24 protein-coding genes are annotated in these 21,965 nt (G+C 59.0%); 3 read left to right on the top strand and 21 right to left on the bottom strand.

Annotated elements, in window-relative coordinates:
* Window positions 1-94 precede the first annotated feature (94 nt).
* On the top strand, window positions 95-1,348 hold the full coding sequence (gene amiC / locus GJ746_RS20425; protein ID WP_154681823.1) for an N-acetylmuramoyl-L-alanine amidase AmiC: 1,254 nt from the start codon (window positions 95-97) through the stop codon (window positions 1,346-1,348).
* Between the two features lie 17 nt (window positions 1,349-1,365).
* Window positions 1,366-2,445 carry a threonine-phosphate decarboxylase CobD gene (gene cobD / locus GJ746_RS20420; RefSeq protein WP_154681822.1) on the top strand — a complete coding sequence of 360 codons (1,080 nt, stop codon included), beginning with the start codon at window positions 1,366-1,368 and terminating at the stop codon, window positions 2,443-2,445.
* A 1,135-nt stretch (window positions 2,446-3,580) separates the two neighbouring features.
* Here the strand turns inward: cobD and GJ746_RS20415 are convergent.
* The 21 genes from GJ746_RS20415 to pduA form a co-directional block, all read right to left on the bottom strand.
* Window positions 3,581-4,447 carry an L-threonine kinase gene (locus GJ746_RS20415; protein WP_154681821.1) on the bottom strand — a complete coding sequence of 289 codons (867 nt, stop codon included), beginning with the start codon at window positions 4,445-4,447 and terminating at the stop codon, window positions 3,581-3,583.
* A 350-nt stretch (window positions 4,448-4,797) separates the two neighbouring features.
* Window positions 4,798-6,012, bottom strand: a complete 1,215-nt coding sequence (locus GJ746_RS20410) for an acetate/propionate family kinase (protein WP_154681820.1) — start codon at window positions 6,010-6,012, stop codon at window positions 4,798-4,800.
* Window positions 5,997-6,449 carry a propanediol utilization protein PduV gene (gene pduV, locus GJ746_RS20405; RefSeq protein ID WP_043520853.1) on the bottom strand — a complete coding sequence of 151 codons (453 nt, stop codon included), beginning with the start codon at window positions 6,447-6,449 and terminating at the stop codon, window positions 5,997-5,999. The genes GJ746_RS20410 and pduV overlap by 16 nt, the downstream gene beginning before the upstream one ends.
* A gap of 4 nt (window positions 6,450-6,453) precedes the next feature.
* Entirely contained in the window at window positions 6,454-6,804 is a 351-nt protein-coding gene (gene pduU, locus GJ746_RS20400; protein WP_000441103.1) for a propanediol utilization microcompartment protein PduU, read from the bottom strand.
* Window positions 6,804-7,358: a propanediol utilization microcompartment protein PduT gene (gene pduT / locus GJ746_RS20395; RefSeq protein ID WP_000075778.1), complete on the bottom strand. Its 555-nt coding sequence runs from the start codon at window positions 7,356-7,358 to the stop codon at window positions 6,804-6,806. The genes pduU and pduT overlap by 1 nt, the downstream gene beginning before the upstream one ends.
* 2 nt (window positions 7,359-7,360) lie before the next feature.
* On the bottom strand, window positions 7,361-8,716 hold the full coding sequence (pduS, locus tag GJ746_RS20390) for a cobalamin reductase PduS (protein WP_154681819.1): 1,356 nt from the start codon (window positions 8,714-8,716) through the stop codon (window positions 7,361-7,363).
* Window positions 8,713-9,825, bottom strand: coding sequence for a 1-propanol dehydrogenase PduQ (pduQ, locus tag GJ746_RS20385; RefSeq protein WP_154681818.1), 1,113 nt, complete (start codon window positions 9,823-9,825; stop codon window positions 8,713-8,715). The genes pduS and pduQ overlap by 4 nt, the downstream gene beginning before the upstream one ends.
* An 11-nt stretch (window positions 9,826-9,836) precedes the next feature.
* Entirely contained in the window at window positions 9,837-11,231 is a 1,395-nt protein-coding gene (gene pduP, locus GJ746_RS20380) for a CoA-acylating propionaldehyde dehydrogenase PduP (protein WP_154681817.1), read from the bottom strand.
* Window positions 11,228-12,238, bottom strand: a complete 1,011-nt coding sequence (gene pduO, locus GJ746_RS20375; RefSeq protein ID WP_154681816.1) for a two-domain cob(I)yrinic acid a,c-diamide adenosyltransferase PduO — start codon at window positions 12,236-12,238, stop codon at window positions 11,228-11,230. The genes pduP and pduO overlap by 4 nt, the downstream gene beginning before the upstream one ends.
* 9 nt (window positions 12,239-12,247) lie before the next feature.
* Complete coding sequence (pduN, locus tag GJ746_RS20370) at window positions 12,248-12,523, bottom strand: propanediol utilization microcompartment protein PduN (protein WP_154681815.1); 276 nt, start codon at window positions 12,521-12,523, stop codon at window positions 12,248-12,250.
* A gap of 3 nt (window positions 12,524-12,526) precedes the next feature.
* On the bottom strand, window positions 12,527-13,018 hold the full coding sequence (gene pduM, locus GJ746_RS20365) for a microcompartment protein PduM (protein ID WP_154681814.1): 492 nt from the start codon (window positions 13,016-13,018) through the stop codon (window positions 12,527-12,529).
* The gene (locus GJ746_RS20360; protein ID WP_154681813.1) at window positions 13,015-13,647 is read right to left on the bottom strand and encodes a phosphate propanoyltransferase; all 633 of its coding nucleotides are present in this window, start codon (window positions 13,645-13,647) and stop codon (window positions 13,015-13,017) included. Before GJ746_RS20360 ends, pduM begins: the two co-directional genes overlap by 4 nt.
* Window positions 13,647-14,102 (bottom strand): BMC domain-containing protein, encoded by a 456-nt coding sequence (locus GJ746_RS20355; RefSeq protein ID WP_154681812.1) that lies wholly within the window; start codon window positions 14,100-14,102, stop codon window positions 13,647-13,649. The genes GJ746_RS20360 and GJ746_RS20355 overlap by 1 nt, the downstream gene beginning before the upstream one ends.
* A gap of 24 nt (window positions 14,103-14,126) precedes the next feature.
* A complete protein-coding gene (pduJ, locus tag GJ746_RS20350) occupies window positions 14,127-14,402 on the bottom strand; it encodes a propanediol utilization microcompartment protein PduJ (protein ID WP_001057755.1) in 276 nt (91 codons plus the stop codon).
* Window positions 14,403-14,421: 19 nt separating this feature from the next.
* Window positions 14,422-14,772 carry a propanediol dehydratase reactivase beta subunit PduH gene (gene pduH, locus GJ746_RS20345; protein WP_154681811.1) on the bottom strand — a complete coding sequence of 117 codons (351 nt, stop codon included), beginning with the start codon at window positions 14,770-14,772 and terminating at the stop codon, window positions 14,422-14,424.
* A complete protein-coding gene (gene pduG, locus GJ746_RS20340; protein WP_154681810.1) occupies window positions 14,762-16,594 on the bottom strand; it encodes a propanediol dehydratase reactivase alpha subunit PduG in 1,833 nt (610 codons plus the stop codon). The genes pduH and pduG overlap by 11 nt, the downstream gene beginning before the upstream one ends.
* Window positions 16,595-16,609: 15 nt before the next feature.
* On the bottom strand, window positions 16,610-17,131 hold the full coding sequence (pduE, locus tag GJ746_RS20335; protein WP_154681809.1) for a propanediol dehydratase small subunit PduE: 522 nt from the start codon (window positions 17,129-17,131) through the stop codon (window positions 16,610-16,612).
* 14 nt (window positions 17,132-17,145) lie between these two features.
* Complete coding sequence (gene pduD / locus GJ746_RS20330) at window positions 17,146-17,820, bottom strand: propanediol dehydratase medium subunit PduD (RefSeq protein WP_154681808.1); 675 nt, start codon at window positions 17,818-17,820, stop codon at window positions 17,146-17,148.
* Between the two features lie 10 nt (window positions 17,821-17,830).
* The gene (gene pduC / locus GJ746_RS20325; RefSeq protein ID WP_001256896.1) at window positions 17,831-19,495 is read right to left on the bottom strand and encodes a propanediol dehydratase large subunit PduC; all 1,665 of its coding nucleotides are present in this window, start codon (window positions 19,493-19,495) and stop codon (window positions 17,831-17,833) included.
* A gap of 18 nt (window positions 19,496-19,513) precedes the next feature.
* Window positions 19,514-20,326 carry a propanediol utilization microcompartment protein PduB gene (gene pduB, locus GJ746_RS20320; protein WP_004124503.1) on the bottom strand — a complete coding sequence of 271 codons (813 nt, stop codon included), beginning with the start codon at window positions 20,324-20,326 and terminating at the stop codon, window positions 19,514-19,516.
* Complete coding sequence (pduA, locus tag GJ746_RS20315) at window positions 20,323-20,607, bottom strand: propanediol utilization microcompartment protein PduA (protein WP_001183618.1); 285 nt, start codon at window positions 20,605-20,607, stop codon at window positions 20,323-20,325. The genes pduB and pduA overlap by 4 nt, the downstream gene beginning before the upstream one ends.
* 525 nt (window positions 20,608-21,132) lie before the next feature.
* Between pduA and pduF the strand changes: the two genes are divergently transcribed.
* Window positions 21,133-21,933: a propanediol diffusion facilitator PduF gene (gene pduF / locus GJ746_RS20310; RefSeq protein ID WP_154681807.1), complete on the top strand. Its 801-nt coding sequence runs from the start codon at window positions 21,133-21,135 to the stop codon at window positions 21,931-21,933.
* Window positions 21,934-21,965 lie beyond the last annotated feature (32 nt).

Below are 21,965 nucleotides of genomic sequence, written 5' to 3'. Positions count from 1 at the left end.
CTTTTATAGATGACAGGTTATGCGCCTTTCGTTAAAGTTTCTGGTCAATCTGTTTGTTTTAACTACCAATGATTTCTTACTGCTTGGGAGTGGCATGTCGGGATACAAGTCAGGATTAAGCCGCCGCCGTTTTTTACAGGGGGCGGGCGCCATGTGGTTAATGAGTGTGAGTCCGGTTGGGTTAGCTGCCGCGGCGCAGGTGGTTGCCGTGCGCGTCTGGCCATCGTCGACCTACACGCGCGTCACCGTGGAGTCTAACCAAATCCTGAAATATCGGCAGTTTGCGCTCAGCAATCCAGAACGGCTGGTGGTGGATCTGGAAGGGGTTAATCTTAATTCCGTCCTGAAAGGTATGGGGAGCCAGATCCGCGGCGACGATCCCTATATTCAATCCGCCCGCGTGGGTCAGTTCGATCCGCAAACCGTACGCATGGTCTTCGAGCTAAAACAGAACGTTAAACCGCAGCTGTTTGCGCTGGCTCCGGTCGCCGGATTTAAAGAGCGGCTGGTGATGGATCTTTATCCTTCCAACGCCACCGACGTGCAGGATCCGCTGCTGGCGCTGCTCGAAGATTACAATAAAGGCGATCTTCAGCGCCAGGTTCCGCCTGCGGAGAGCGGGCCTAAGCCCGGTAAAGCCGGGCGCGATCGACCAATTGTTATCATGCTCGATCCCGGCCACGGCGGCGAGGACTCCGGCGCGGTGGGGAAATACCGCACTCGCGAGAAAGATGTGGTACTGCAGATTGCCCGACGGCTGCGCGCGCTGATCGAGAAAGAGGGCAATATGAAGGTCTATATGACCCGCAACGAGGATGTTTTTATTCCGCTGAAGGTGCGGGTTGCCAAAGCGCAGAAGCAGCGCGCCGACCTGTTTGTCTCTATTCACGCCGATGCGTTTACCAGCCGCCAGCCCAGCGGCTCGTCGGTGTTTGCCCTGTCAACTAAAGGGGCCACCAGTACCGCGGCCAAATACCTGGCGCAGACGCAGAACGCCTCGGATCTGATTGGCGGCGTCAGTAAAAGCGGCGATCGCTACGTGGATCACACCATGTTCGACATGGTGCAGTCGCTGACCATTGCCGACAGCCTGAAGTTCGGCAAGGCGGTGCTGGAAAAGATGGGCAATATTAATAACCTGCACAAGAACCGGGTGGAGCAGGCGGGCTTCGCGGTGCTGAAAGCGCCGGATATTCCATCGATTCTGGTGGAAACCGCGTTTATCAGTAACATCGAAGAGGAGCGTAAACTGAAAACGGCGAAATTCCAGCAGCAGGTTGCAGAGTCGATTCTGGCAGGGATTAAAGCCTACTTCGCCGACGGCGCCACGCTGGCAAGGCGAGGGTAACGCAACAGGATAGTGAAATGGCTCTACTGAAGAGCGCGCACGGCGGCAATATCCGCGAAGCCGCCGCGCTATTGGGTATTTCTGCGGAACAGCTGCTCGATTTTAGCGCTAATATCAATCCGCTGGGGATGCCGGAAAGTTTAAAACGCGCCATCATCGACAATATGGTTTGCGCCGAACGTTACCCCGATGTTGAGTATCAGCAGCTGCACCTCGCGCTGGCGGCACATCACCAGATCCCGGCTTCCTGGATCCTTGCCGGAAACGGCGAAACCGAAGCGATCTTTACGCTCGTTCAGGGTCTTAAGCCGCGCCAGGCCATGATCGTCGCCCCGGGCTTTGCCGAATACCGCCGGGCGCTGCAGTCGGTCGATTGCGCGGTACGGGAGTTTTTGCTGCGTGAAGAGGACGGCTGGCAGCTCACCGGGGCGATTCTCGACGCACTGACGCCGGATCTGGACTGCTTATTTCTCTGTATCCCGAATAATCCAACCGGTCTGCTGCCCGAGCGCCACCTGCTGGAACGGATTGCCGAACGCTGTCAGTCGCTGGGCATCGCCCTGATTCTTGATGAGGCGTTTATCGATTTTATTCCCGACGAGCCGGGATTTATTCCGCTCCTGAGCCACCATCCGCACGTGTGGGTGCTGCGTTCGCTGACCAAGTTTTATGCGATTCCCGGCCTGCGCCTGGGATATCTGGTGAATGGCGATGAGCGGGCGGTGGCGCGGATGCGCGAGCGCCAGATGCCGTGGTCAATTAACGCCTTTGCTGCGCTGGCGGGAGAGATCATTCTCCAGGATAGCGCTTATCAGCAGAAAACCTGGCAGTGGCTGGCGGAAGAGGGGCAGCGTTTTTACCATCAATTGCGCCATATTCCCGGCCTGACGGTCTATCCCGGTCGGGCAAACTATCTGTTTTTGCGCTGCGATGTGCCGGGCCTTGATCTGCAATATGCGATGCTGCAACAGCATATTCTGATCCGCAGCTGCGCCAATTATCCCGGGCTCGACGGGCGCTACTTCCGCGTCGCGATCCGCAGCCAGCAGGAAAATACGCAGCTGTTAACGGCTTTCAGGCGGATATTTAGCGAGTAGGTGTCTGCCGCCATTGTTCGTCAGCGGTTCTTCCCGGTGGCGCTGCGCTGACCGGGCTACAGGTTTACAGCCGTCTGCGGTCCGGTAGCCCAGACAGTCGCGTAGCGCCGCCTCCGGGGAAGGTGTACGGCATGAGGTTTTGTTGCGGTCTTCTCCCCGGCTTGCGCTGGGCTTAGCCGGGCTACGGGTTTACAGCCGTCTGCGGGCCGGTAGCCTGGACAGGCGCGCAGCGCCGCCTCCGGGGAAGGTGTACGGCATGAGGTTTTGTTGCGGTCTTCTCCCCGGCTTGCGCTGGGCTTAGCTAGGCTACGGGTTTACAGCCGTCTGCGGGCCGGTAGCCCGGACTGTCGCGCAGCGCCGCCTCCGGGGAAGGTGTACGGCATGAGGTTTTGTTGCGGTCTTCTCCCCGGCTCGCGCTGGGCTTAGCCGGGCTACGGGTTTACAGCCGTCTGTGGTCCGGTAGCCTGGACAGGCGCGCAGCGCCGCCTCCGGGGAAGGTGTACAGCATGAGGTTTTGTTGCGGTCTTCTCCCCGGCTCGCGCTGGGCTTAGCCGGGCTACGGGTTTACAGCCGTCTGCGGGCCGGTAGCCTGGACAGGCGCGCAGCGCCGCCTCCGGGGAAGGTGTACAGCATGAGGGTTTGTTGCTGTCTTCTCCCCGGCTCGCGCTGGGCTAAGCCGGGCTACGGGTTTACAGCCGTCTGTGGTCCGGTAGCCTGGACAGGCGCGCAGCGCCGCCTCCGGGGAAGGTGTACAGCATGAGGTTTTGTTGCGGTCTTCTCCCCGGCTCGCGCTGGGCTTAGCCGGGCTACGGGTTTACAGCCGTCTGCGGGCCGGTAGCCTGGACAGGCGCGCAGCGCCGCCTCCGGGGAAGGTGTACAGCATGAGGGTTTGTTGCTGTCTTCTCCCCGGCTCGCGCTGGGCTAAGCCGGGCTACGGGTTTACAGCCGTCTGCGGTCCGGTAGCCCGGACAGGCGCGCAGCGCCGCCTCCGGGGAAGGTGTACGGCATGAGGTATTGTTGCGGTCTTCTCCCCGGCTCGCGCTGGGCTTAGCGGGGCTACAGGTTTACAGCCGTCTGTGGTCCGGTAGCCCGGACAGGCGCGCAGCGCCGCCTCCGGGGCATAGCTGCGGCAGAGTTAGCGCAGCTCGACGCCGCCATGCACCATGCGCAACAGATGCTGCCTGGGCCAGAATTCGGTAAGCCGAGTTTCTTCCAGCCTCCGTTGCAAATACTCAATATCGTGACGCTGCCGGTCGAGCATCAGGCCGACCACGCTACCGCTGTGCGCCACGTTAATACCGTATAAATCGCACTCTTCCACCAGCGCCTGCAGCGTATCAAACCCCGGCTTTGGTAACAGATGCTGGCTGGCGATAGCGCTGAGCGTCGCCGCTTCCCCCATTCGTCGCGGATTATCCGTCTCGCAGGCCTGCTGAACTTTCTCCCAGGCCTGGTGCAGAGAGGCGGAATGGGCGTGTAGCTTTTCAAGCCGGGGAAGTCGGTGGTAATCGGTGGTCAGCAGCGTGGCGGGGCTTTCCAGTACCAGCAGATCGAGCTGAGGCTGGCTGCCGCAGGCAATCTGCGTGGCGGCGGTATTGTGGTCGAACAGGGTGAGCTGACGAAACAGGGTGCTGTCGGTGGGCTCCAGGGAGACGCAGAGCCGGGCGAGGGTGGGTTCATCCAGCGGATGGCCGAGATGATGCGCGGTGGCTACCGCCGTCGCGGCGATGTCCGCGGTACTGCTGGCCATACCTTTGGCGACCGGAATCGTCGAACAAATATCGATCCGAATCTCTTTACTCAGCTCCGGCGGATAGCGCCAGTAGCTCAGCAGCCGGTCGACCATGGCACGCGACAGCGGGCGTTCATCCGCGCGAGGTGAACCGTAGTCCACCTCGACGGTGCTGTACCAGTCAACGGGGCAGGAGACCAGCTTCTCGCTGCCGAGGATCCAGCCCTGGATGAGTTCGCCGCAGGAGGCGGGGCATTGCGCTACGGCCACATATTCACCTTTTTACCCGTTATACTTCAAGCTACAGGGGCGTTGGCTGCTCTCATTCACCCCAGTCACTTACTTATGTAAGCTCCTGGGGACGATGAGGGACATCCCTGTCCCTCACTAAAGCCAGCCTTTGGCTGTTCAAATTCGTTCCAGACGAATTTGTCACTCGTTTGCCGCGTTACTCGGCCTGCGGCCTCGCCCCTACGGGGCCAGCGCAAGCGCTGTTCAAAGCACAAGTGCTTTGTCCTGTAACTTGAATTATTTAGGGTAAAGTTTCAGAATTTTAAGCGCATAGTGTCATACCGATCCCGCTATTTCCATGATTCACCGCAATTTGCCTGGCGGCGAGCTCAGGCTGAAACGGTTAATGTCTCTACTTCAGGAAGTGCGAGGCGCATCACGTCGCGGGCAATCATCAGCTCTTCATTGGTATTGATGACCGCCACTTTGACCAGCGCCTGCTCGGTCTGAATAAAGGTGGCATTGTGCCGGTTTTTCTCTTCATCGACCGAAAGCCCGAGAAAATTCAGGTTATGGCAGATGGCGCTCCTGGCGCGGGCGGAGTTTTCACCGATGCCGCCGGTAAAGATCAGCGCGTCCAGGCCGCCCATCTGCATAATATAACTGCCGATGGTGGCGCGAATGCGCTCGGCAAACAGCGAGAGCGCCAGGGCCGCCTGACGATTGCCGCTGTCCGCTGCCTGCTCGACATCGCGGTAATCGTGCGAAACGCCGGAAACCCCCAGCAGGCCGGATTCATTATTCAGCAGTTGATTGAGCTGCTCCGGCGTTTTCCCTTCATGCAGCGCCAGCCACGGTAAAATTGAAGGGTCGATATCGCCGCTGCGGGTACCCATCATCACGCCGGACTGCGGCGTAAAGCCCATGGAGGTGTTAACGGATCGCCCGCCTTTGATCGCGCAAACGCTGCTGCCGTTGCCGAGATGGCAGCACACCACGCGCAGGGCGCTCAGCGGTACGCCCAGCTTTTCCGCCAGCGTCGCGCTGACGTACTTGTGGCTGGTGCCGTGGAAGCCGTAGCGGCGAATGCCCAGCTCGCTGTAGTAGCGCCACGGCAGCGGATAGATAAACGCGCGCTCGTCCAGCGTCTGGTGAAACGCGGTATCAAACACCGCCACCGACGGTGCGTCGGGCAGCAGCTGGCGGAAAACTTTAATGCCCAGCGCGTTGACCGGATTATGAAGCGGGGCCAGCTCCGCCAGGCGCTCGATTTCCGCTAAGGTTTCATCGGTCACCGGCGTGGAATCTTTAAAGCGCTCCCCGCCGTGCGCCACGCGGTGGCCGATGCCGTCGATATCCTGCAAGCTGTTAATAACGCGGTAGCTAAGGAGTTTCTCCAGCAACAGAGTGACGGCTTCACGGTGATCGGCAACGGGCGCCGACTCCTGCCATTTTTGCCCGGGTGTTTTAAGAGTGACCCGGGCACTTGCCATGCCGATACGTTCAATCAGTCCCTGACAGAGCATGTTGCCCTGCGGCATGTCCAGCAGCTGGAATTTTAACGATGAGCTGCCGGCGTTAATGGCCATTATTTTGTAAGACATAGAGGTTCCTTCGAATTCAGAAAATCCAGCACCGCGTCGAGACCTGAATTGTTCAGCGCGCTGGTAACAAAAATCTGCCGGGCACCGGCCTGCGTAAGCCACTCTCCGATAAGCGAGATACGCTGCGGGTCAGCGAGGTCAGCTTTAGTGACCAGGCCAATCGTCGGGCGGTTCATCGGAGCGGTAAAACCCGGAGAAAACGGCGACCACTGGGCGTCGGCGTTCAGCACCAGGGCAATAACGTCGGCCTCGCAGGCGCTGGTCAGCAGAGCGCTATACAGGCAGCGGTTCTCCAGATATTCGCCCGGCGTGTCGATGGCCATCGGCGACCATTCAATCGCCTGGGTTTTCTTGTAATGGAGCGCTTCGCCGCGCAGGCCCTGGGTCAGCGAGGTTTTGCCGCACTGGCTGGGGCCGATCAACATCAGACGTTTCATCGCGCTACGTCCGGGTTATTGAGCAGGTAGTAAACTGCATCATTTCACCCAGCGTGCGCGTCACCTGCTTGAGAGCATACTCAACGGCGGAAACGTCGCCGGTCAGCACCACGGCGCCGGTAAAGCGGTCGAGAAAACCGATCTCCACCGCGCCGGATTTGGTGGCGATATCGCAGGCGATAATCGACGCTTCGCTGGGCGTAATGGTGAGGATGCCAATGGCGGATACCGCATCCTGCAGGCCCAGTTTTTTAAAGAGATCTTTCCCGGGATTGGCAATCAGGTGCGCGAGGGTTACCTGTTTTCCGGGAACATATTCCTGAATCATGCGGTCCGTTGTTGGTTGCCTTTCCATTACCCCTCCACCATCTGTCGCCACATCGCTTCATGCGGGCGTGGGATTACCGAACGGTAAACCAGCAGCCCTTTTTCGCCCGCGCTTTCGCTGGCGACCGTCACGGCGTTATTGACGTCGGAAACGTCGCCTGCCACCACCATGTAGCATTTACCGCCGATGCCGAACGCCATATGCACTCGTACCAGGGTGACGTTTGAGCCTTTTACCGCCCGGTCAGCGGCGCTAATACAGGCCGCCACGCTCCAGGTTTCGACGATGCCTACCGCCTGACGCTTATCGACGCTGTTCAGGCCGCTGATGGCCGGAAGTACGCTGGGATGGATATTTGCCAGCACCAGACTGTCGACAAGCATCTCGCCGGCCTGCGACGTACCGGTTTCAATGGCCTGCTGGACAGCGCCGATATCGCCGCCGAGCATCAGCAAAAACTTACCCGGACAGATGGTCTTGCTGACCAGCAGATTAACGTTGGCGCTTTTTAGCATCGCGTCACCCAGCTCCATCCCTTTGGCAATGCTGGTGAGTTCTAAAATTCCTATAGCCTGAGACATGGTTAACCTCTTATCACCGTGATGGCCTGTTCGCTGATGGCCGTAACAACGCCGTCAATGCTGGCGTGAACCGACGCGCCTAATGCGCCTGCCGGAACATCGGCAATGCATTGCCCGCGCGTAACGCGCTCCCCGACAGTGACATTCGGCACCGCACCGGCGCCGATATGCTGGCGCAGCTGTAAAATCACTTCTTCTACTGGCGGTTCGTCCTCCACCAGCGGCGCTTCCTGATACCAGGGGCTCAGCCCCAGTTTGGCGATCAGTCGCTTCACCGGCACCAGGCGATATTTCGCCATTTCGTCCGCGGGATAGAGCGGCCCTTCGTAGCGCTGGTTTTGCGCGCGCAGCTCGCGTTTCAGCATGCGGTTGATGCGCATCGGCGAGATCCCTACCGGGCAGGCCACGCTTTCGCAGACGTTGCATTCCGAGCAGGTGAGGGCGCTAAGCAGCAGCTGCGGCGTGGCGGCCTGATGAAAGTTCACCGCCCGCACCAGCAGGTGCGGAGAGAGTTCGTGACCGAGCAGATGCCGTGGGCAGAGATCGGTACACAGCCGGCACTGTTCGCAGACGGTGCGCGCCACGGAAAGCACCGTACGCTCGTCCTGCATCCGCCGCTGGATAAGCGGATGGCTTTTGGGCAGCACCAGCAGGCCGCCGGTAGTTTTGGTTACCGGGCTATCGAGAGAAGTTATCAGGCCGCCCATCATCGGGCCGCCGTTAATAAAACCGGGGTCGTCGACTGTCGCGCCGCCCGCCAGCGCCAGCACTTCGCGCAGCGACATGCCAACCGGGACGGTAACGGTCAGCGGTTGGGCGACCGCGCCGTTAACGGTCAACGTGCGGCGGGTCACCGGAAACTGCTGCTCAACCGCACGGGCAATATTCAGCACCGTTTGTACGTTATTGACCACCACGCCGACGCTGGCAGGCAGCGCGGCGGGAGCGACCCGGCGACCGGTTGCCATCCAGATAGTCAGCACCTCATCGCCAGCGGGATAGACATCCGGCAGAATATGCAGGCGGATACCGGCAGGCAGCAGCGGGGTGAGGGCATCGATAGCCCGACGATATTTCTCTTTCAGGGCGATTACCCCTTCGCGCGCGCCGGTTGCCGTCATGGCGTACTGCACGCCGCGCACAAGGCGCGCAGCCTGCTGCCACATCAGCTGCTGGTCAACTTTGAGCATCGGTTCGCACTCGGCGGCGTTGACCAGAAAAATCTCTACCTGTGCCTGTAGCTTCACGTGGGCGGGAAAACCCGCACCGCCCGCGCCGACCACGCCCGCTGCGCGCACGCGCTCGCGGATTTCATCGGCGCTATGGGTTATTTCAACCGCGTTGACCGCGCTATTCATAGCAGTTCCTCCAGCAGTTCCCTGATTTCTTCAGCGCAGGCCGGACGCGGATTGGTGCGTAAGGTAACGTCCGCCAGCGCGGCCTGTACCATCGCCGGAATGCGCGCGGAAAACTCGGAGCGTCCTTCTTTCAGCGCGATCGCCAGTGACGGCAGCGCGCAGCGTTGCTTGAGTCGTTCGATTTGCTGGATCAGGGCATTGATCGCCGTGGCGTCGTTGGCCTCTGCCGGGCAAAATCCACAGGCTTTGGCCAACCGCGCGTAGCGTTTGCCAGCACGGGGAACAGCGGCGTTAAAGCGGATAACCGTGGTTAACAGCAGCGCGTTGGCCAGGCCGTGCGGCAGATGAAACTGTCCGCCAAGCTGGTGGGCGATGGCGTGGTTAAGCCCCAGTCCCGCCTGGCTGAAGGCCATCCCGGCAAGGGTTGAGGCGTTGTGCATTTTCCCGCGCGTCGCCACGCAGTCGCCTTTTTCCACCGCGGTGGGCAGATACTGGAACACCAGTTTGGCGGCTTTTTCTGCCAGCGCGTCGGTAAAGTCGCTGGCGTGCGGAGAGACCCAAGCCTCCAGCGCGTGGGTCAGCACGTCCATACCGGTGTTGGCCGTAATCTGCGGCGGCACGCTGATCACCAGGTCCGGGTCAAGGATCGCCATATCGGGATACAGCGCATTGTTGAACAGCGGATACTTGATGCCTTTATCCGGGTCGCTAATCACGCAGGCGCTGGTCACTTCCGAGCCGGTGCCGCTGGTGGTCGGGATCGCCACGCAGGTTTCTATATCAATGCCGCTCTGCTGGCTGAACCAGACGATTGCTTTCGCCGCGTCCATTGCCGAGCCGCCGCCGAAGCCGATGACCACCTGTGGCCGCAGGGCCTGCATTTGCGCAATGCCCTGCACCACGGTGTGGATAGTGGGGTCCGGCGTTATCTCGCTAAAGACGCTGATGCGGTTATCTGCGGGCAACGCATTACGCAGAAGCTCCAGCAGCGGCGAACGCGCCAGAAAACCATCGCAGATAATCCAGATGTGCTTATTGGTAAAGCGTTTGAGCACCGCCAGACTGCCCTGACCGCTGTACAACCGCGTTTGTAGTGAGAAAGTATTCATCGCCACCTCGGTTAGCGGATAGAAAAGCCGTTGGTCAGTACGCAGCGCCGGGAGCGGGCAAAGGTGCGCGCCGAGGTTGTTCCTTCGCCGGTTGGCGTGGCAATGGTAAAGGTGGTGAAACCTTCGCCGCCGACGCCGATCCCGGCATAGGAGGGGCCGTTTTTGACGAATATCGAGGTTTGCAGAGTGCGGGCCGCAAGGTTCAGACGCGACACGTTCTGCGAGTGCATGATGGCGGTATGATGCAGCCCCTCTTCAACCTTCAGGGCCAGCGCCAGCGCGCTATCGAAATCGTTGACTTTCACCACCGGCAGCATTGGCATCAGCTGTTCGCTGGTGACCCACGGGTCGTCGGCGTTGACGATGGCAATCAGCAGACGCGGCGCTTTTGCCGGAACGGCAATCCCGGCAGCTTCCAGCATGGCTGAAGGGCTTTTGCCGACCAGTTTTTTATTCGCCTGGCCTTCAGGCAGGCAGGCGGCGCGGAGTTTGTCGGTATCGGCGGGGCTCAGCAGCAGCGCGCCGAAGGATTGCATTTGCTGCACCAGACGTTCAGCTACGCTCTCCACCACAATCAGGCTCTTCTCGGCGATGCATGGCAGGTTGTAATCGAACGAGGCGCCGTTGATGATATCTTCCGCCGCCTTCACCAAATCAGCGGTTTCATCAACGATGCAGGGCGGGTTGCCCGCGCCAGCGCCAATCACCTTCTTACCGCTCTTCATACCCATCGCCACAATACCCGGTCCGCCGGTAATGGCCAGCACCGCGATTCGCGGGTGGGCCATCATCTGCTGGGTTGCTTCGAAAGTCGGCTCAGCCACGGTGACCACCAGGTTGCGGATGCCGCAGCAGCGGAAGGCAATCTCTTCTATCAGGCTGATGAGCTTCAGAGAGACCTTTTTCGCCCCCGGATGCGGGCTGAAGTAAACGCTGTTGCCCGCTGCCAGCATGCTGATGCTGTTGTTGATGATGGTTTCCGTCGGGTTGGTGCTCGGCGCGACCGACCCGATAACGCCAAACGGCGAGTATTCAAACAGCACCATGCCGCCGTCGCCGGTCAGCGCGGTGGTGGTGAGGTCTTCCACGCCCGGCGTGTTGTCGAGCGCGGCTTTGTTTTTCAGGAATTTATCTTCTTTGTTGCCCATCCCCGTTTCATTGGCGCTCTCTTCCGCCAGAGTCGCCAGCAGCGGCGTCAGCTCCTGACGTATTGCGCTGATGATGGCGCTGCGGGTTTTTAACGGGCACTGCTGATAACGTAAGAACGCCTGGTGCGCGGCGTCGATGGCCTCGCTGACGGACTGGAAAATCCCTTTGCCCTGCGGCTGGACCGGCGTTTGCGATGGCGTGGTTAATTGCTCGCTAAGAATGGTGCGAATCAGGGTTTCGAGTTCAGAAGTATTCATTGATGTGTTCCCACGTTAATGGCCGCAATGGCGGTCTGTGCTATGTCCATGTCCTGTTCAACGCTGCCGCCGCTGATGCCAAGACCCCCAATTAATGAGCCGTCGCGCCACAGGGCGTAACCGCCGCCAAAGGTGACGACTTTTCCCTGTAAATGAGTTTCGAGGCCATAAAGCGCGGCGCCTGGCTGAACGACATCGCTCAGCTCATGGGTCGCCGTTTTCATTGCCACCGCGGTCCAGGCTTTTTTCGGCGCCAGCTCGCTGCTGACCAGCAGAGCGTCCGGCATCCGCCAGGTCACGGTTTCCGTGCCGTGCGCATCAACGATGCTGATAACTACCGGCACCTGCAGCTGCTGTGCGCGCTCAACCGCCGCGCGAGTGAGCTGGTGCAGATCGTGGAATGAAAGGGCCACGGACGTCGTCTCCTTGCTACGGTTCGGCTGGCTGGCGGCCAGATAGCGCCTGCTAACCTCACGGATAATATCGTTCTGGTGCGCATCGCTATCTTCGGCGCGCGCCAGGGCGTACAGGCAGTCTGATAAGCGGTTGATGTAGCGCATCAGCACCTGGCGTACGTTGACTTCCGCCGCCAGCTCAACCAGACGGCGTTCGGCGCGACGGGCCAGCGTGCGGGCAAAATGCAGGCGGCTCGCGGCTTCGCAGCGGCCGGGTAAGATAAAACTGTGCAGCGGTTCGACGCGGGCCATGGCCCGATCGATGGCGGCTTCCAGAGCGGAAATCTCTTCGCTGCTGATGTAGCGCTGTTTGGGCGACGGCTGTTCGCTGTCGCTGGCCAGCTCTGCGCTAAACCAGAATATTTGCTGCTGGATGGCTTCGAGCAGGGCGCGGTGATTTTCATCCGCGGCGGCGCAGGCGCACAGGCTCAGCGCGGCGTTCAGCTCGTCCAGCGTGCCGTAGGCTTCAACCCGCGGGTGGGTTTTACTCACTCGCTGGCCGGTAAAGAGTGAGGTGGTGCCAGCGTCGCCCGTTCGGGTATAAATCGCCATATTCGCTCCTTAACGTGAAAGCGTATCGACAATGCCGACGACGGCGAGGTCGATGGCCTCGTTTGGCCCGGAAAAAACGTGTCTGGCGCTGGAGCCGCCGCTGAGCAGAACCAGCTCGCCGATCCCCGCGCCGACGGAATCCACGGCGACTTCATCTCCGCAGGTTGGTGACGCGGGAAGCTCGCCATCGGCGCTGACCCGCCGCACCAGCAGCAGCTTTTTGCCGATCAGCGAAGGTGATTTTTGCGTGGAGACAACCGCGCCTGTGACTCGTGCCAGATGCATGATTTACTCCTGCTTAATTAATTGAATATTCCGCGTATTAGCCGCTTCGCGCGCCAGCGCGGTCACGATACATTTGCGGTGGAGTACCAGACGTCCCTTATCCAGCAGCGCGACGTCGCGATAGCTCAGCAGCGAACCTGCGTGCAGAACCAGCGGCAGCCCGCGTTCGTCGGCAAAGGCCAGCGGCAGGCGAGCCAGTTTTTTGACCGGGATAACCGGCAGCAGCTGGCTGTGCAGGGTGAGCTGCACGCGGACGCCAAACGCCAGCGCGTGGTGAATTTTGCGGGCTGCGGCATCGTCGGTATTCGCATCCGCCAGTTGATCCAGCAGCGGCAGGTCGACGAGCTGGATGCGCAGCGACGCGTGCTGACAGAACAGCGCCGGACAGTCGGCATCACGCAGCTGCGCAACGCTCAGCGACGCCGTGCTCCCGGCGCGCTGCTGCAGGCGAGAGACAATCTCCTCCACAATGCGCTGCAGAAGTTCGCCGTTCATCGCGAGCCTACCAGCCGGGCAAAGGCCTGCGGATTATCGGCACCGGCGGCGTTGGCTTCATCGGTATCAATGTGCATTTCGAGGCGCATATCCGGCGAAACGCGAACCGCCACGTTGTTGAAAATCAGCCCGCGCTCGTCGCCTTCAATCGCCACCGAAACCATATCGCCGTGGGAGACCCGCAGGATCAGCGCGTCGAGCGGCGACATATGGATATGCCGCTGCGCGACGATAACCCCTGACGAGAGTTCGAGCTCGCCAAAAGGGCTGACCAGGCGAATACCCGGCGTCCCCTTCAGGTTGCCGGACATTCTCAGCGGCGCTGCAATCCCCAGGGTTCTGGCATCGGTACGCGAAATTTCCACCTGGCTTACCGAGCGCAGCGGGCCGAGCAGGCGCACATTTTTAAGCTGCCCTTTCGGCCCCACCAGGGTGACGGTTTGCTCCGCGGCGTATTGTCCCGGCTGCAGCAGCGCTTTTTTCTCGCTGATGGGATGAGCGGGAAACAGGCGTTCGTAATCCTGTGCCGACAGGTGGATGTGACGGTTTGAAACGCCCAGCGGAATAGGCCGCTGGCGCATCTCATCAAGGACTTTACTGACCGTCGATTCCAGGAGCTGTTTATCCATTACGCTTCACCTCGCTTGCCGGGATGAATGCAAAGCGAGCGTGGCTCGCCCTTCTGGCGCGGACATTTCGGATCCAGGCACAGATTGCAGCTGACCAGTTCTGGTTCCTGCGGGGCCTCTTCTGCTGGCGCTTCAGCAGCGATAGCAGCCACATCGGACTTTTCAGGGTCTATGACGGGGGGCGGGGGTGTCTCTGCCGGCAGGATCCCTTCTCCGGGTCTGGCGATAACCTTGTGGGCCACCAGACCGTTTCGCTGTTCGGCAAGATGCGCACCGGTGGTGATGGCCGCCTGTACGGAGGCCACATCACCGGTAATTTTAATCACCGTCCAGCCTGAACCATTGGTCTTTTCGAGGGCGACCAGCGTGATAGAAGCGGATTTCGCCATGATATCGGCGCAGCTAATAGCCAGTGCCAGACCACAAACTTCAAGTAATCCCAGTGATTGCTTCACGCGGTGCTCCTTATTCGCTGTCAATCAGGCTGATTTCGGTAAAATGGCCTCAACGTCGCTGTGCGGACGCGGAATCACGTGGCAGGATTTCACTTCGCCCACCACGCTTGCCGCCGCGCTGCCGGCATCTACCGCCGCTTTAACCGCGCCGACGTCGCCGCGAACCATGACGGTCACCAGGCCAGAGCCAATTTTTTCGTAGCCAACCAGCTGCACGTTGGCGGATTTCACCATGGCGTCGGCGGCTTCAATGGCGCCCACTAACCCTTTTGTTTCAACCAGTCCCAGTGCGTTATTCATACTGCTGTTCTCCTGTTGCTTAGCTATTCAGATCCCGGAAAGGGATCCCTTTGACCAGCCGTGCCGCGTTATTACCGGTATTGCGATGGGCCTGACTGCTCTGATGATGCATCAGCGTAAAAAGCGGCGCCGATGCGGGTAAATTCTTGTAATGTACGACCAGCGTATGGCGGTCGCAGGCGATGCCCACCAGCAGCGGCGAGCTGCGCGCCGCCTGCCAGGCGCTATCCACGACCTCCCCAGCCGGGTGATGCTGGAGCAGGAAAGGGATACCTTCCTCTTCAATGCCCAGCAGCACTTCGCGCCACAGGCCGTCGCAGCCGTCGATGGCGGTAATGACGATGGCCGGGGCGCTGTGATTACTGTCCATGCGCGAACTCCTTATGCCAGGAGAGAATCAGGCCGGTGGCCACCGCGTTTCTTGGGCCTTCGCTGCCGCGAATATTTCCCCGCCCGGCAACCAGGCGGTAGTGCGCCAACGCATCGGTGACCAGCTGCGGGACTTCGAAATCCAGCGACGAACCGCCAACCAGCACCACGAACGGAATATCGCGAATGTTGCCAGTGGGGCTGACCTGACGCAGCGCGCGCAGGGCGTTGGTGACAAAGACCCGCTCTTTGGCGCTGCGGCGAATGGCGCGTACTTTTTCCAGCGCTAAGTCGCCGGGTAGCGGCACCAGTTCGTCCGGTTTCACCACGCAGACGCGGGCGAATACGGCGGGGGGCAGCGGCGTGGAGAAGAACTGCACGCTGCCGTCCTCGTGGCGTAAATGGAACAGACTTTCCACCTTGGCCAGCGGATACTTCTTGATCTCTTCCGCCAGATAGCGGTCTTCCAGCCCCAGCTCGCGGGCAATAATCATCGTCACCATATCGCCTGCTCCGGCGAGGTGAGTGGCGATGATTTCGCCTTTAGGGTTGATAATGGAGGCATCGGTGGATCCCGCGCCGAGGTCGAGGATCGCCAGCGGTCGGGTGGTGCCCGGCGTGGTCAGCGCGCCCAGGATGGCGGCTTCGGCTTCAGCGCCGCCGATCTGCACGTCGATATTGAGCTTCTGCTCGATTTCGCGGGCAATCATCGCCATCTGCAGACGGTCTGATTTCACCATTGAGGCGATGCCGACGGCCTGCTCCAGCGAGAACTCCCCGGCCAGACCGCCGGTGACGCTCACCGGCACAGAGGTGTCAACGGCCAGCAGATCCTGAATGAAGATTTCGTTGCTGGGTTTGTTGGTCAACTCGGCCATAGTCTGGCGCACGTGCTCCAGCATGCCGCCGATATTGGTCCCGGCCTCGCCGGTGACGTTATCGAGTTTACCGCTGCCGTCCACCGCTTTCATGATAGCCTCGGCGCCGGCGGCGACATCCACGCGCACGGTACGGCCCTGCGCCTGCAGTTCCAGGTTACCGGCGGGGATCGCCCGCGCTTTGACGTCGCCGGATGGCGTTTTGACCACCACCGCCGAACGGTTGCCAATTAGCGCGCGAGCCATCGGGACGATATTTTTCGTCTCATCGGCGTTGAGGTTAAATACGGTGGCGATGCCGTAAGGGTTAGAAAGGGTTTCGATGACCTTCCCCGGAACGGCGACCTCAATCGCCGCCAGCATCCCCAGCGGAATGCGGTCGATGTACAGCACTTCGTCAACGATCGGCAGCGATTTTTCCAGCCGGTTGCTGACCAGTACGCCATCGTCGCGCTGTAAAATGACGCCGGTTATCTGATACCCGGCGCGGATGGAGGCGTTGATAACCTGGGCGATATCGGCAAAATCAAAGGCTGACGAGACCACCAGGATATAGGGCGCGTCCGCCGGACGAGTTAGCAACTCCTCCGGCGTAATCGTGATACCCACACCAAGGCCTACGCCGCCCGGCGTTTTCGGGTTATGGCCGATCATGGTCGATTCGGTGATGATGGTTTCGGTAATGGTTTCCATCGCCACATCGCCAATCACCGGCGTGGCTTCGTTAATGCGGATGAGCGAAATATCGCTGACACTGATCCCCGCGCGCTTTGCGACCAGCGCGAGGGCCTCCTGAATGCCGAACACGTTACGCAACGTGCCTTTGATCCCGGTGGTTTCCGCCAGCGCGCTGTGCGTAATCGTCAGCGCGCCAGCCTCATTCAGGGTCGCCAGGGCGACTTCCGTCGATGAGTTGCCTATATCAATGCCAGCTATATATCGCATTGTTTACCCCTAAAGTTAATCGTCGCCTTTAAGTTTCTTACGCTCGACGTATAGTGTTGCCGCTTCACGCACGAAAGCCGCGCAGATCTTCGCCTGATAGCGGTTTTCGAGATCGTCGGCGATAGCCATCAGCTCTTCTTTCGTCGAGCGATAGGGGCGAAGGGCGTTGTAGATTTCAAGAATGCGGTCGTCCGGTACCGCGGTTAGTTCGGCGGCGCGTTCGAAGTTCATCGCCAGCCGGTCGCGACCCGCATCTTTGGCGATAGAAGCCTGTAAGCGCAGGGTTTCCGGAGTAATACGCATATCCTGGGCGGTGACTTTATTGCTCAGCACGTTCTCCAGCGTGAACTCATCCAGCGTTTTATTGGTGGCGGTTTTCACCCATTCCGGGTGCTTGTTCGCCAGCGGATAATCGCTGACTTTTGCGTTACGGGGCGTGCCGTCCGCTGCCGGAGCCGCCGTGGGCGCTTCACCCTGCAGGCTGTTCATGCGGCTCAATACGTCGCGAACCATCGATTCAATTGCGTCGGTATTCATGGAGTTATCCTTTATCAAAGCGCCACGCGCAGTTCCTGCGGGTTTTTACCCGTCACCACGTACTTGGTCTCTTTAATGTGCAAAATGGCAGATTTGGCCTGATACTTCGGGCGCGCCATCTGGTCATTCAGGGTCGGGACCGGCTGTGGCGACTCGCGTTTTGCATAGCGGGCGGCGTTCTTACCAATCTGACGATAGGTTTCCAGGGTCAGCAGCGGCGCCTGGGGGAACAGCTCCAGGTTAGAGAGCGGCGGCAGGCCCTGCTGATGAATTACGGTGGTGCCTTTTGACTGGATACCGATAGAGATGCCGGAGCCGCTCAGGCGATTACCCTCAACGGCGACGAAGGCCACGTCGGAAGATTTAAAGCAGCGAATCACGCGCGCTTTAATGCCTTCCTCTTCAATCCCGGCAATGACTTCGCGCAAAATGCTCTTATGCGGTAAGCCGACGATATTGACGGTCTGCGCCAGTCCGAATGCCGGGCCGACGGCGATAATCACTTCGTCCTGCTGCGTGCCCTGGCGCGCTTCGCCGACTTCCGTCAGGAAGCCGTCGCCAGCAGGCGCGGCTGCCTGCGGCGCAGCGGGGGCCGCTGGTGCATTAAACGAGACGGGTTTATCGCTGCCTTTCATTTCGCTGAGCACTTCTTCAATTATCTGGCGCAGCAATTTTTCATTAATTTCCATTTCTCACCCCTTAATCAATCTCGTTGGGATCAAGAGCGCCAGGGATGTTTTTAATCTCTTCCCAGCGTTCGCCCTGCAGGCGATAACCCGTTGCCGGACCGGCATAGTCGTTAACGTCATTGACCGCTGACAGCACCTGTCCATCGCCGACGATGATCGCGGAGGTATGCAGATAGTCCCCGGTCAGCTTGGCTTTCTGGATATTGAGCATGTCCTGGGCTACGTCGGTAAATCCGCCCTGCGCCAGCGCTTTAACGACTTCCAGACCGTTGCGGTTTTTATTGATGATTTCCTGGGCGAACTTGATGTCTTCGACGATGTTGCGCTCCGGCATATCTTTCGAGCCGTGGGCGTAGGTCGCGGCTTCAACTTCTTCATCGGTAATCGGCGGCAGCCCCATTCCGGCAAACACGGCCTGCAGCGCGCGGGCAGCCTTATTACGGATGGCGATAACGTCCTCTTCGCGAACCGGACGCAGACCGCCGTCCACTTTCAGGTCGCGCTGGATGACGTTGTAGTCGTCAAAGTCTTCGGCATCTTCGTTGGAACCGGCGAACATGTTGTCGTAGTTCGGCACCGCGGAATAACCGGAGGAGATAAAGTCGGTACCCGGCAGGAACTGCATCAGCAGACGCGCGGTACGACGCATATCGGAGTGGGTGAAGGTCTGGTCGTTACTCGAGGCGCACTCCAGATCCAGCGACGAGCAGATCAGGTTTTCCGCCAGCACCGCGCGAATGCCTGACGGCACGGCAGACGGCACGCCGATGCAGCTTACGGAGCCGTTTTGCAGGCCCTGAACGCCGGCGGCTTTGGTGATGTAGATACAGCGTGCTTCCAGATAAAGCATGGATTTGCCTTCGGCATAGCCCATCTGTACTTCCGAGCCGGAGCCGGAGGTGAAGCGCATTTTCAGGCCGCGAGAGGCATAGGACGAGGCGAGGAAGCCCTTCGACCACGGCGTATCGTCGCCGTCGGTGAAGACCGGTTCGGTGCCGTAAACGGAAATGGTTTCGGCGTAACAGGTGTGGCCCAGCATGCCGAGCTTCAGTTCGGTGGCTTCTTCCAGCGAGCACTGGGTCAGTACGCCTGGACGGCCGACCTGCGAGCCGACCAGCAGGGCGATGGCGTTGAACGGCGCATAGCGCGCGACCGCAACGGTGGTTTCCTGTTCGTCAAATCCGCGCCATGCGCCTTCGGCGGCGTCGGCGGCAATTTGTACCGGGTTATCTTTGACGTTGGTGACGTGCGCCTGCTGAGACGGGGTGCGGCGGGCGCGCATTTTCTGCATCGCCATCATCATCTCGACCACGTTCATATGCGAAACCACTTCGACGATTTTCGCTGGCGTCATCGCGGTGGTCAGCGGGACGATTTCGCTGCGTTTGACGTTCGGATCGCACAGCATGTTGGCCAGCTTGACCGAATCCATCGCCATCACTTCTTCGGCGCGGTTCAGGTTGATGCCGTAGCGGGCGATAAAGTGGTCGATCAGGTCGAATTCGCTAACCGGTTTTCCGTCCAGTTCGGTTACCGCGCCGTTAACGATTTTAATCGATGGTTTCGGGTCGTTCGGGCTTTCCATTGCGATAAAGCCTTCTTCGATCCACTCCTTAACGAAGCCGTCCTGATTCACAGGGCGTTTCGCCAGTGCTTCAAATCTTTTCGATCTCATGAATCAGCCTCGTGGATATCAGATGTAGGACGGGCGATCGTTTTTCGGTTCAGAACCGAGGGTCGCAAGAACGGTTTTGCCGATTTCGCGCGCGGAGATCACCGCCTGGCGGACCGCGCCGGAATCGCCGGAAATCACCAGAATGGCTTCGTTACTGAAGCTGGTGCCGTGCGCCGGAGAGCTATACGCCACGACTTCAACGTTGGCTGATTTCAGGGCGGTATCGGCCATCAGTACGCCAACGGAGGCCGGAGCGCCGACGATGATCCCGCAGGCGCGGCCAATCGGCGCGCCGAACGCTTTTTCCAGTGCGTAGCTGGCGCGAGCGGTGTACTGCAGCTCGATATGTCCGGCTTCGTTGCCGTACACATCGCCGAAGGTTCGGTCGAGCTCTTTCAGCGCGACTTCGATACCGCGCTTCACGTCGGAAACGTCGTTGCCGCCTAAAATAATCAGCGAACCGTGGCCCGCGCCGCCTTTGGTGTCGCGCGGGAGCTCAATGCTGACAACTTCGGTGTTGGTGGCTTTCACCGCTTCGTCCGCCGCCATAATGTGCGGCCCTGCGCCGGTGCGGGCGCCGAGAATGCCGATGGAGCGATAGCGCTTTTCAAGCTTCATCGCGTCCAGCAAAGCGGTATCGACGTTGGCGATAACCAGACCCAGGGTGTCGCCAATGGCGGTCCCGACAAATTCCGTTAAACTGCAGCTTTTTTCTGCCATAGCCGTCTCTCGTATTGGATGGTTTTCGGTAGGGATGGCCTGCTGCTCCGGCGTTGCCACGCGGGCAATCACCTGAGCCATGATCTGTTCAACCAGCTCATTGCTGCTCATTGGCTAATTCCCTTTGGTAAGATTTTTTCTACATCGGTGTGAGGGCGTGGGATGACGTGTACGGCTTTCACTTCACCCACGTTACGTGCGGCGGCGGCACCCGCATCGGTGGCCGCTTTTACCGCGCCAACGTCGCCGCGCACGATGACGGTGACCAGCCCGGAGCCAATCTTTTCATAGCCCACTAACATCACATTGGCTGACTTAACCATTGCATCAGCGGCCTCTATGGCTGCGGTTAAGCCTTTGGTTTCTACCATTCCTAGTGCTTCTTGTTGCATAAAGACCTCGCATGGAGTGTTCCGATAGTTGGGACTATAAGAAGATGCGAGGAAAAAGAATGGCTGACTTAGATTTGATGGTAAAAAAATAGTGGGTTATCAATAATATAAAATTGTCATTTTTTAATTTAATATTTTGATTTTAATGATTATTTTTATTTTAATGGATGTGATTATCTTGTTTTGTATATTCCATTTTTACAAATTTCATCATGACGGATTTAATTTTATCTGCTATGTGCGAAAAGCTAATTTGTGATGTTTGTTGGAAAACGATGAGTTGGTTTTAGCAATATTTTTGCATCCCAGAGGGGCCGGATAATTGCAAGATCCGCACGTGAGTAAAGCCATTTCGGCTTATTAAATGACAATATTTTGTTATTGATGCCCGAATTTTCCGGAGATGCCGTCAGCAGGTTGCCAACAATTTGCGGAAGGGAGTTCATATAGTGATGGGAGTTGTAAATCTACTGCCAGCGGGATGTTGGCTGGCCTGGACACGAACTCTGCTAAGAAGGTGTCACAATGAATGATTCGTTAAAAGCGCAATGCACTGCCGAGTTTCTGGGCACCGGGCTGTTTTTGTTTTTCGGCATCGGTTGCCTGAGCGCGTTGACGGTGGCGGGCGCAAACCTCGGACTGTGGGAGATTTGCATCATCTGGGGGCTGGGGATTTCACTGGCCGTGTATCTGACTTCGGGAATATCCGGCGGGCATCTGAATCCAGCGGTGACCGTCGCTTTATGGCTGTTTGCCTGCTTTCCCGGGCGAAAAGTGTTCCCCTATATTGTTGCGCAGGTTGCTGGCGCTTTTAGCGGCGCGGTGCTGGCCTATGTTCTGTACAGCACGATGTTTACCGGGTATGAAGCCGCACACCATATCGTACGCGGCAGCGTAGAAAGTCTGCAGCTGGCGGGCATTTTCAGTACCTACCCGGCGGCGTCGCTGAGTATCTGGCATGCAGCGTTAGTCGAAGTGGTTATTACCTCCATGTTGATGGGGATGATTATGGCGCTGACCGACGATGGCAACGGCGTGCCAAAAGGGCCGCTGGCCCCGCTGCTGATTGGCCTGCTGGTGGCGGTGATTGGCGCATCAACCGGGCCGCTTACTGGCTTTGCGATGAATCCGGCGCGTGATTTTGGACCTAAACTGTTTACGTGGATGGCGGGCTGGGGGGATATCGCGATGACCGGCGGGAGGGACATTCCCTATTTTATTGTACCGATTATTGCGCCACTGATTGGCGCCTGCCTTGGCGCCGCTATCTATCGTTATCTGATAGGTAATAACTTACCGTGTAATACCTGTAAATTAGAGGATTAATGCATCCGCTGAAATAGTTAAAAATTTTCATG

This window comes from Klebsiella oxytoca, from assembly GCF_009707385.1.
In the GTDB taxonomy this organism is placed as follows: Bacteria; Pseudomonadota; Gammaproteobacteria; order Enterobacterales; family Enterobacteriaceae; genus Klebsiella; species Klebsiella oxytoca_C.
This window is presented reverse-complemented; position numbering and strand designations above follow the sequence as displayed.

Bases quoted from the DNA above. Each gene is read 5' to 3' on its own strand.
- amiC (WP_154681823.1), top strand. From the start codon at position 95: ATGTCGGGATACAAGTCAGGATTAAGCCGCCGCCGTTTTTTACAGGGG.
- cobD (WP_154681822.1), top strand. From the start codon at position 1,366: ATGGCTCTACTGAAGAGCGCGCACGGCGGCAATATCCGCGAAGCCGCC.
- GJ746_RS20410 (WP_154681820.1), bottom strand. From the start codon at position 6,012: ATGTCTTACAAAATAATGGCCATTAACGCCGGCAGCTCATCGTTAAAA.
- pduV (WP_043520853.1), bottom strand. From the start codon at position 6,449: ATGAAACGTCTGATGTTGATCGGCCCCAGCCAGTGCGGCAAAACCTCG.
- pduU (WP_000441103.1), bottom strand. From the start codon at position 6,804: ATGGAAAGGCAACCAACAACGGACCGCATGATTCAGGAATATGTTCCC.
- pduT (WP_000075778.1), bottom strand. From the start codon at position 7,358: ATGTCTCAGGCTATAGGAATTTTAGAACTCACCAGCATTGCCAAAGGG.
- pduS (WP_154681819.1), bottom strand. From the start codon at position 8,716: ATGAATAGCGCGGTCAACGCGGTTGAAATAACCCATAGCGCCGATGAA.
- pduQ (WP_154681818.1), bottom strand. From the start codon at position 9,825: ATGAATACTTTCTCACTACAAACGCGGTTGTACAGCGGTCAGGGCAGT.
- pduP (WP_154681817.1), bottom strand. From the start codon at position 11,231: ATGAATACTTCTGAACTCGAAACCCTGATTCGCACCATTCTTAGCGAG.
- pduO (WP_154681816.1), bottom strand. From the start codon at position 12,238: ATGGCGATTTATACCCGAACGGGCGACGCTGGCACCACCTCACTCTTT.
- pduN (WP_154681815.1), bottom strand. From the start codon at position 12,523: ATGCATCTGGCACGAGTCACAGGCGCGGTTGTCTCCACGCAAAAATCA.
- pduM (WP_154681814.1), bottom strand. From the start codon at position 13,018: ATGAACGGCGAACTTCTGCAGCGCATTGTGGAGGAGATTGTCTCTCGC.
- GJ746_RS20360 (WP_154681813.1), bottom strand. From the start codon at position 13,647: ATGGATAAACAGCTCCTGGAATCGACGGTCAGTAAAGTCCTTGATGAG.
- pduJ (WP_001057755.1), bottom strand. From the start codon at position 14,402: ATGAATAACGCACTGGGACTGGTTGAAACAAAAGGGTTAGTGGGCGCC.
- pduH (WP_154681811.1), bottom strand. From the start codon at position 14,772: ATGGACAGTAATCACAGCGCCCCGGCCATCGTCATTACCGCCATCGAC.
- pduG (WP_154681810.1), bottom strand. From the start codon at position 16,594: ATGCGATATATAGCTGGCATTGATATAGGCAACTCATCGACGGAAGTC.
- pduE (WP_154681809.1), bottom strand. From the start codon at position 17,131: ATGAATACCGACGCAATTGAATCGATGGTTCGCGACGTATTGAGCCGC.
- pduD (WP_154681808.1), bottom strand. From the start codon at position 17,820: ATGGAAATTAATGAAAAATTGCTGCGCCAGATAATTGAAGAAGTGCTC.
- pduC (WP_001256896.1), bottom strand. From the start codon at position 19,495: ATGAGATCGAAAAGATTTGAAGCACTGGCGAAACGCCCTGTGAATCAG.
- pduB (WP_004124503.1), bottom strand. From the start codon at position 20,326: ATGAGCAGCAATGAGCTGGTTGAACAGATCATGGCTCAGGTGATTGCC.
- pduA (WP_001183618.1), bottom strand. From the start codon at position 20,607: ATGCAACAAGAAGCACTAGGAATGGTAGAAACCAAAGGCTTAACCGCA.
- pduF (WP_154681807.1), top strand. From the start codon at position 21,133: ATGAATGATTCGTTAAAAGCGCAATGCACTGCCGAGTTTCTGGGCACC.